This window comes from Ruoffia halotolerans, assembly GCF_014049385.1.
Lineage (GTDB): Bacteria > Bacillota > Bacilli > Lactobacillales > Aerococcaceae > Ruoffia > Ruoffia halotolerans.
Genome location: NZ_JACAOA010000043.1, coordinates 1 through 9,834 on the forward strand (window position 1 = coordinate 1; position 9,834 = coordinate 9,834).

Annotated in this window: 7 protein-coding genes and 2 pseudogenes; 1 reads left to right on the forward strand and 8 read right to left on the reverse strand. The window is 34.9% G+C overall.

All coding sequences use genetic code 11. The features are described 5' to 3' along the window. A partial coding sequence (locus tag HW423_RS10305; RefSeq protein WP_218931824.1) for an ATP-binding protein occupies positions 1-228 on the forward strand: 228 nt, incomplete at its 5' end. Between the two features lie 1,720 nt (positions 229-1,948). Here HW423_RS10305 and galU read toward each other — a convergent pair. The 8 genes and pseudogenes from galU to HW423_RS10345 all read right to left on the reverse strand — a co-directional run. After that, entirely contained in the window at positions 1,949-2,821 is an 873-nt protein-coding gene (galU, locus tag HW423_RS10310) for a UTP--glucose-1-phosphate uridylyltransferase GalU (protein ID WP_218931825.1), read from the reverse strand. 81 nt (positions 2,822-2,902) lie between these two features. Further along, positions 2,903-4,072 (reverse strand): nucleotide sugar dehydrogenase, encoded by a 1,170-nt coding sequence (locus tag HW423_RS10315; protein WP_218931826.1) that lies wholly within the window; start codon positions 4,070-4,072, stop codon positions 2,903-2,905. 166 nt (positions 4,073-4,238) lie between these two features. Further along, positions 4,239-4,976 (reverse strand): annotated as a pseudogene (locus tag HW423_RS11235) (nucleotidyltransferase family protein). A 2-nt stretch (positions 4,977-4,978) separates the two neighbouring features. Then, positions 4,979-6,025 carry a galactokinase gene (locus HW423_RS10330; protein WP_328803183.1) on the reverse strand — a complete coding sequence of 349 codons (1,047 nt, stop codon included), beginning with the start codon at positions 6,023-6,025 and terminating at the stop codon, positions 4,979-4,981. Further along, positions 6,023-6,106: pseudogene (locus tag HW423_RS11345) on the reverse strand (galactokinase family protein); the annotation flags it as partial. The pseudogene HW423_RS11345 and the gene HW423_RS10330, both read right to left, overlap by 3 nt. 396 nt (positions 6,107-6,502) lie before the next feature. Next, a complete protein-coding gene (locus tag HW423_RS10335; RefSeq protein ID WP_218931830.1) occupies positions 6,503-8,014 on the reverse strand; it encodes an MATE family efflux transporter in 1,512 nt (503 codons plus the stop codon). Further along, positions 7,992-8,960 carry an ATP-grasp fold amidoligase family protein gene (locus HW423_RS10340; RefSeq protein ID WP_218931831.1) on the reverse strand — a complete coding sequence of 323 codons (969 nt, stop codon included), beginning with the start codon at positions 8,958-8,960 and terminating at the stop codon, positions 7,992-7,994. Before HW423_RS10340 ends, HW423_RS10335 begins: the two co-directional genes overlap by 23 nt. Further along, the coding region (locus HW423_RS10345; protein ID WP_218931832.1) for an O-antigen ligase family protein at positions 8,960-9,834 on the reverse strand (875 nt) is incomplete at its 5' end. The genes HW423_RS10340 and HW423_RS10345, both read right to left, overlap by 1 nt.

Below are 9,834 nucleotides of genomic sequence, written 5' to 3' on the forward strand. Positions count from 1 at the left end.
TTAACTCAGGAAGATTCGATTCATATATTAGAAATAATTGAAGCGCGATTACACAAATCGTCAACCATCTTTTGTTCTCAGTTTGCACCGGATGGGTGGCATCAGAAAATTGAGAACGTACAACTGGCTGACGCCATACTCGATCGCGTGGTTCATAACGCGTATCATATCCTAATTGATGGAGAAATATCTATGCGAGAACGTCATGGATTAGGGGATATCGAATGATTCATCGCGTTCTATGAGATAGATTATTTGCCTGAATAAATGATAATGAGGCTGATTAAGTCCATTTAAAAGAATTTAATAGAATTTAATAGAATTTAATAGAATTTAATAGAATAAAATGAAGGCTACGAATCCATCACCTGGAATGAGTAGCCTTTTTACAGTTTTAATTATTATGGAGCACCTTCCACACAGATGGAGCTATTCTCCGCACTCGGTGGGGCTAAAGTCCGCACAGGTGGGGCTATTTAACCGCAATATTCAATTATCAATTTGGACGATTATTTACGCACTTGCTGGACTTTTTGTCCGCATTCAGTGGACGAAGGTTCCGCACTGATGAACAATTCCTAGTGCCGTATTCAAGGTGGCTCTCTCACAGCGAAATGGTGGCTCTCCTTTAGCGAAACGATGGCTCTCAATAAAACAAACTAGATGGTGAATATTCCGCCCGATTTTGAGCCATCATTTCGGATGTTGAGAACCACCATTTCGAACAATGAGAGCCACCTGAATCGGACTTAGCTGAGCCAGGCAAATTGATTGCAACAACCTATTTCATGCAGTAAGAGTGGAACACCTCCCGCTCTGTTGGAGCTATTCCCCACACTCGGTGGGGCTATATTCCGTAAAGCTGGGACTTTCGTCCCGCAGTATTCACTGGTTCAGTAGCGTCCGACTAGAGTGGCTCAACAAATCGCGATTTACCTGGCTCAGGCGATCGCGTTTTTATGGTCTTACAGAAATGCTACATGCGGATACCATTAAGTGGACTCGAAGTACGAATTGATTGCCTCGAAAGATGTATTTAATTCAAAAAAGGGGGATTTGATTGACGAATAGATGGACTCGAAGTGCATATTGACGGACTTGAAACGCAAAATATTCAGCTATACAGAATATTATCAATTTGGTCGATTATTTACGCACTTACTGGACTTTTTATCCGCATTCGGTGGACGAATGTTCCGCACTGATGGACGATTCCTAGTACCGCATTCAAGTAGACGATGAATGTTATCAACTGAATCATCGACAACGCGTTTTTGATTAGAAATAAGTGTCGAATCTTATCGAGCAGAATCTGCGGAAAATTAATTGGCAAAAAGTGCCGATTTCTACTTGACGTTAACACAAATAAACCAGAGCATAATCACAATGGATTTAGTCACAAAAATGAATTCTTTCTCTAACAGATCTGTGATTCTCATTAATGATAATGTACACTTAGGCACCCCATGGAATGACTGAACTCAATCTATTTATAAATAGAAGTTTCATGATTGAATTATGCTTCTCTAAATAATACGAATAGAAAGGCTTCTTGAACGGAAATTGTTTGAGAAACCTTTTTGTTTGGTAAAATATGATACACTCACTGGTAAGATGTCCAGCAATGAATGGTCCAAAAACTGCACAGGTGGTAAATATCATCGGCAATACTCAGGCTCTCAATAAACCAAACTAGATGGAGCCAACACAACGTAATCTTCATATGAAGTTTTATCTAATAACTGGAGCTCTATTTGGCACAACTGGAGCAAAGCTGGCAAAGGCGGGTCTCACATTGGCAGAATTGGAGCTATTCTTGGCACTAACTGGGTCTAAACTTGTCCTAAATGAAACTTTACGCTAACAATTCTCATCTCCCCTTACCTATAAGAATACAAAAAACCAGCAAGTCCCCTCACTCACTGGCCCATCTATCTAAAATTCCAATCTAAAACCTCTCCACAACCCCCATCAAATACTCCTTCAACCCATCCTTCAATTCCGGATGTTGCAGTCCATACTCAATATTAGCCTCTAACATCCCCAATTTATTCCCTACATCATAACGTTTCCCTTTGAATTCTAAGGCAAACACTCGTTGAGTCTGATTCAATCTATCAATCGCATCCGTTAGTTGAACCTCACCACCTCGTCCAGGTGCTTGCGTTTCAAGTAAATTAAAGATCTCTGGCTTCAATAAGTAACGCCCAACAATCGCTAAGTTACTTGGTGCATCTTCTGGTTCAGGCTTTTCAACAAAGGAATTAACCGCATAGATTCCCTCTTCTACCTCAGATGCTGGATCAATCACACCGTACTTAGACGTTTCTTCATGAGGTACTGGAATGACTGCTAAGGTTGATGCTTTCATCTTGTCATAATTATTCATTAATTGCTTCGTTAAAGGCACATCATCGACCATGATATCATCCCCTAACATCACTACAAACGGTTCGTTACCAACGAATGACTTAGCCTGTAAGACTGCATCTCCTAAGCCCTTAGGACGCTTCTGACGGATAAAGTGTAGACGAATACCCGTTGTCTCTTCCACAAGCGCTAATAATTCATCCTTACCAGTTTGTTGTAAGTTATACTCTAATTCAAAATTAGCATCAAAGTGATCTTCAATCGGTCGTTTCTCTTTGCCTGTCACGACAATAATATCTTCAATCCCTGAAGCAATCGCCTCCTCAACAATAAATTGAATTGTTGGCTTATCAACGATTGGAAGCATCTCCTTCGCAATCGCCTTTGTTGCAGGTAAAAATCTTGTTCCCAGACCTGCAGCTGGGATCACTGCCTTACGTACTTTTGACATACCCATTCTCCTCCATCATGATTATAGAACAAAGGACCTCATAGAAAATGAAGTCCCTTAAATTAATATTACCAATTAAAACTAGTTGTTATTGTATACATCACGTGTATAAACCTTATGGCTCACATCTCGAATATCCTCAGATATACGATTCGCTAAAATACCACTAGTCATTGACTTGAATGTATCTAAGTCATTCACAACGTTATAACCCTCAAAAACCTCTTCTTTGATTGTCGGCTCATAAATAACAACTTCCACACCTTCAGCACGAATTTTCTTCATTATATCAAAGATAGCCGCTTGGCGGAAATTATCTGAGTCTGTCTTCATCGTTAGACGGTGAATGCCTACAACCTCCGGGTTGCGCTTCAATATTTGACTTGAGATGAATTCCTTACGAGTTGCATTAGACTCTACAATGGCACGAATTAAGTTGTTAGGCACATCACGATAGTTAGCTAACATCTGTTTAGTATCCTTAGGTAAACAATACCCACCATAACCAAAGGATGGATTGTTGTAGTAATCCCCAATCCGTGGATCTAAACTAACCCCATCAATAATAGACTTCGTATCAAGCCCTTTTGATTCAGCATAGGTATCTAACTCATTAAAGTAAGAAACACGTAATGCTAAATAAGTATTAGAGAATAACTTCACTGCTTCAGCTTCAGTCGAAGGCATTAACAAGACATCTACTGAAGGATCCGCGGCTCCTTCAACCATCAAGTCCGCAAACTTCTGAGCACGCTCAGACACCTCACCGACAATAATACGTGAAGGATGTAAATTATCATATAAAGCCTTACCTTCACGCAAGAATTCAGGTGAGAATACAATGCGGTCTGTCTGATACTTCTCGTTAATTTGTTTAGTGTAGCCTACAGGAATCGTTGACTTAATGATAATGGTTGCTTCAGGTGCATAAGATAAAGCATCTTCCAAAGCACTCTCTAATGCTTCTGTATTGAATTGATCATTCTCATCATCATAATCCGTTGGTGCCGCAATTACGACAAATTCCGGCTGATGCCCATAAGCATAGTCCTTATCAACCGTTGCTTCCAATTGAAGCTTCCCATTCGCTAGAAATTCTTCAATCTCATGGTCCTTAATTGGAGACTTACCTTGATTAATCAAATCCACCTTAGCTTGGACAATCTCCAAAGCTCTGACATTGTTATGTTGCGCTAGTAAGACAGCATTAGAAAGTCCTACATAACCTAACCCTACGACTGTTATATTCATCCGTTACTCCTTTATAAAAATACTAGTTACATTCCATATATCTGTATACGTTCTCAAAAATCATAAGCATCAATATATAAATATAAACACATATATGTAAATTGATACTTCCTATAAAAAATCTATACAATACAAATGACTCGCACTTATATTATATAGATAACACTTAGTCCTTGTTAAAAATCTCCTGCACAGCCTCATAACTCTCCAATGTCCCAATATCATAGCGATATTCATTGAACACATAGCCATAGACATTTGCCTGTTCTAACAAATAAGGTATGAAATTACCATTCGCATCGGCATTATTCCCTGCTTGAATATAGTCTTTAAACAGACCAACATATTCTTGCTTAATAATATAAAAGGTCGGTACACTATAGGGATAATTCACTTCAGCTGGCTTCTCTTCAAAGCCAATGACCTTACCTTCAGCATCAATATCTGCCGTACCACCACGAATTAACTGCACTGGATCCTCTTCACGATATAAGCTAATAACATTCTCTTGCTTAGCGTTCTAGAAATCTACAAAGTCAGTTAATTCAAAGCCAAATAAATTATCTCCGGCGACAATCATTAAATCATCATTGACTTCTTGATTGTCAATCACAAACTGGATATCTCCAATCGCCCCAAGACGTGTTTCATTCGATAAAGTACCATCATTAACGACTGTTAACTTAACACGATAATTCGCTTGCTTAGACCAATCGGTAAAGTGAGCTGAGAACTTCTCATTCGTCACGATAAAGACTTCATCCAACGCTTCTACTTGATCCATCTTCTCAATGATATGGTCTAAGATACTCTTGCCACCCACTTCAAGTAAAGGCTTTGGCTGGTTCTTTGTTAAAGGATAAAGTCTAGTTGCATAACCAGCTGCTAGTATGATTGCTTTCATGCTTATTCAAACTCCTTTGGATCAACAAACCGTGCACCATCATCAGTCTGACAGAAATTCACTTCATAAACGTCCTTATATTCAGGATGCTTACTTGGATAGATGGCATCGATTTGTGCTTTAATATGTTCTTTGAAGTCAGGGTTTACTAAACCAATTAAAGCACCGCGGTAACCTGCCCCACTTGGACGAGCACCATAGACACCTTCAGTATCTTTTAAGATATTATAGATCGTCTCCATCTCCGGAATCCCTGATTCTTGTTGATAGAAGGAACTATGACCCGATTCAAACATCAACTGTCCAAAGGCTTCTAAGTCACCTTTAGCCCAAGCTTCAGCACCTTTTTCTACCCGTTCTTGTTCTGTATAGAAATGCGCTGCCCGCTTACGGAAACGTGGTAACAAATTCTCTTTATGCGTTTCATAGACTTCTTTAGGTATTTCTCGTAATCTAACATCTTCAAGTTTACTTAAAGGTAAGCCTGCTAATTCTTGTAACATCCAACCAGCCACGCGAACTTCATCCACGAGGTTATTGAAGTCGGTTCCCATTAAGTTCTTAGTAATTCCTGAGTAGACAACGACCACTTCAAAGTCAGGAAAACCTTCACCCTTAGGAACCATCTCATGTTCCCATTCTTGACAGTCCATAACCATTAATTGATTATCTAGACTTAAGATATTTGCGGATTGATCCAGGATACCGTTCTTCAAACCAATAAACTCTGTCTCAACCCAATGGCTGTACTTGATTAAGTCATACTTAGTGAATTCAATGTCATTCACATCACATAAAGCCATCAAATAAGCAGTCGTTACAGCAGCGGATGAACTCAAACCACCAATCGGCAACTTACCACTGACAATCGCATTCAGTCCAACCTTTAAGACATAATCTTCTTGTAAAGCGTGAACCGCACCACGAATATAACTCCCCCAGAACCCTGGAATATACTCTAAATCATGCGACAGATGGAAATACTCCTTATCTGGAAAGTCCATACTCTTAATGTTAATATAGCCATCCTCACGCGGAGCATAGACCATATCCACACTGGCATCAATTGTTAAGCCAGTCACCTTACCACCCTGGTAGTCCGAATGCGCACCAATTGGGCAGATTCGAAGAGGGGAGCGGACTGCTCATAAATCATTTTCTTCTGAGAATGATTCTAAAAACTTTGTTGTAATAATTTCCATTATTAATTCTCCAAATATAAATAAATACTTACGAAACAATTTTAACATAAAACCATTCATAATAGGTATATTATGTTAATACTAAATTAGCTTCAACAATAATTACTAGACAAGTTTCTATACTTTATTCCAAAAAATTCAGTTGTACTTTTCCTGTATCAATTGAATTGGAGGAAGAAAGGTGAACGAAAAAAAATGAGCATTTATCACGAAATAAACATGATCATTCTTTGATTAAAGTCTTTATTTAAATTATTACTATAATTATTTATTTTCGGTCACCAACACTATTTGACACAGAAATCTTTATTTAAGTTACTAGATTTAATTTTGTCCCCATCTTATATTTTTTCTAATTAATTCAAATACTCTATTCCTATAAAAACATAGATTAAGAAAGATAATAATTGAAAAAGACAGCATACTTACAGCAATAGCAAATATACACCAATGGATATATGATTCTATAGAAAAGTAATTTTTTAATAAATTTCCAGTAATGAAAATTAATAGAAATGCTACTATATCCATAATCAAAAGTTTTATAAATTTTTTTATAGATCTGAAAATAATATTTTTTTGTAAGAAAAATATTAAGTACAATAATCTATAACTCATAGCAATTAACGAGCCTATTGCAACACCTACTAATCCAAGTCTTGAAACAAATAAAAGAGAAAGTGACAAATTCAATATGGCTTCTATATATGAACTTGCTTGGGTTTGTTTGAAATAGCCTGCTGAAAAAACAATACTTTGATATGGAATTCTCAGTGAAAAAATACCTTTTGAAACTACTAGAATCAAGGCGAAGGATGGAACTACATAATCAGCATCATTCACTCCTTGCGTATAAATTTGTATAAAGGGAATAATTAATACGGCTGACATTGCATAAAGAAAAACAATTAAATTATGTAATCCCCATTCTATAGTTGAAAAATAAGAGTTTAACTTCTTTAAGTTATCACTAGCAAGTAAATTTCCAAAGAAAGACTGTAGCCCCATAGTAAAGGAATTAATAATCAAGCCTATAGCATTAATTATCATTTTATATACGCTATAAATGGAAACGCTATCTAATGTAGAAAAAATGGTTAATACTATTATATCCGTACTATTTTGTATAGAATACGCAATATGTTGCCCCATTCCATTCCACTTTTGCGGTAAGGGATCATCGTCTAGAGTGATTTCATAATTTATTTGATAATTTTTATTCACATAAAATGTGAGGTAAATAGGTCTGATTAGGATAACTAAACTAGAAACAAATTTTACAGTTACTATAGAAAATCCGAGGTTAATAAAAATTACACTCAATACTAGATTCAAAATAACCACAATAGTCTCAGCTAGTAATTGAACATACCCCTTTTGATCTGAATTTAGTAATAATTCATTGACTATTCCAAAGTAATATTGAGCAAATGTAGATATGGAAATCGAAATAATCAGATAGGTGGTACTAACATATCCTAATATATTATTTTCGACTATTAACGGATAAGTTAATATTAATATAAATACATAGACTATTAGAATTATTCCAATTTTCTGAAAGTAATTCCTTGCAGATTTTAATATTCCACTTATTTGTACTGAATCATTTTCAACTAATGGTTTGTATAGTGCAGACTGAACGACCGAACCAACACCTAAATCCAAAAAAGTAATAACTGCCAGAAATTGAGTGACCGAGTTTACTAATCCATTAACCTCTGATCCAAAATTAACTAATATCAATCTAGGTAAAATTATACCACTAAGCATGATTACGATTTTAGATACTAATGAAATTATTGTATTTAACTTAAGTTTTTGAACTTGATTCAATTTTATTTACCTTCTTTTCATTTTCTAAACTCCATAATTGACCTAGTTTTAAATTATATTCATCAGGCTTAATTAGTTCAAATCCGTTACCATTTGTAAAGGTCATTTCCCCAAAATATATTTTCCCATCTACATTATACAAATCCACACGAACTTGTCCTAGTCCAGCACTTAACCTTTTCACTAAATCTTTCATTAATTCAAAATTTTTAGGCTTTTCAATAGTAAAATCTGTATTAGAATAGTTATGTTGGTTCCATGGTTGTAAATTCCAATCCATATCATAGACATTTCTCTTGTGATCTTCAAACCTATCAAAATCTACCCAGCAATAATATGGTTTACCATCAAAACATAAAAACTTAAAATCATTTAATTCCCCATTGGAGTCTGCAATAAAACTTTCAGCAATTATCTTGGGTTCTATTCTTTTATACTGCATTTGAAAACCATTTAAATACGCGAAATTAACTGATAACCACATATCAAAAAAAAGCTTTGCTCTAAAACTATTAAAATTTTTTTTATCTTTCACGATTAGATTGGATCCGGATGCATTATTTGTTTTTAATACAAATTTATTAGGAAGATAGTCAAAATCAATCTCTTTATAATTGTCCCAAACCCCTAGTATAGGTATTAAGTACTCTTCCCCGATTGCGGTCTTTACCCACGCTCTTACCTTATACTTATCAGATAATATGGTTTTGAAAGGGACATCATTATTTATCTTTGACCACTGCATTTTTTCGTTATAAGTTTCTAATTTTGACCAGTCTAAATTTTTCCCTGTAAATTTATTATAATCTTGTTGTACTTTTTTCATTATTTCCGTATTATCAAGCTTTTTATTATTATATTCTTTAACTTTCATTTTAATTTTCTTATATTTTATATACAAAAAATAAAGTAGGTTATTGTAATCCTTATACTTAGTTATATTCATTATTTTAACTCCTTGTCATTAATCTGTAGAATAGCAACTCCACTAAGACCTACATAAACTGCTAATGTATGTGTTAGTACTTCCATCATCGACATTGACATAAATAAAGCGATTGAGGTAACAGCAAAAGCGTTTTGTAGTCTATTCTGCTTAGTATTCATAAATTGTCTAATGCTTTTAATAAATGAAAATATCCAAAATAAAGTATATAGTATCGCTGGAATCCACCCATAAGTATCCAAAATTGATAAGTAAGAATTATGAGCAGAGAAACCTAATAACTCTTTAACACTTGTATCTTTACTTCCGAAAAATGGTGTATTTTTAATAATTGATTCCCAAATTATTGTTCTACCCGCCGTTACATCACTACCTCTTGATATAGATTTGGCAACAAAATTCTCTTCAAAGGCAACATACAAAGGACTATTCAAAAAAATAACAAATATTAAAAGAATAATTATTGGGGAGAATATCGATAAAAGCATCCACTTAATAGTAATTTTCCCCAAAGATACTTGTTTTATAAAAATAATAAGTAATAAAATAAACATAGAGGTGCCTAACCCAATCAATGCCGTTCTACTGGCTGATATAGATACTAGATATAAAGAAAAAACACTCAAAATACTATATATCACAATAAGAAATACATCTTTCACTAATATATTTCTAATTAACAGAAATAAAAAAATCAGAGTAGCTACAGAAACAAATACTCCTAGATTATTGGGATTATCAAAAATTCCAGAATAATTAGATAACCCTAAGGATATGGGATACATTAACATAGTTAAAGTAATACCCATAATTGAAGAAAATAAAAATGAGTTTATATATGTATCATATTTAAATAATTTATTATTATTTTTAG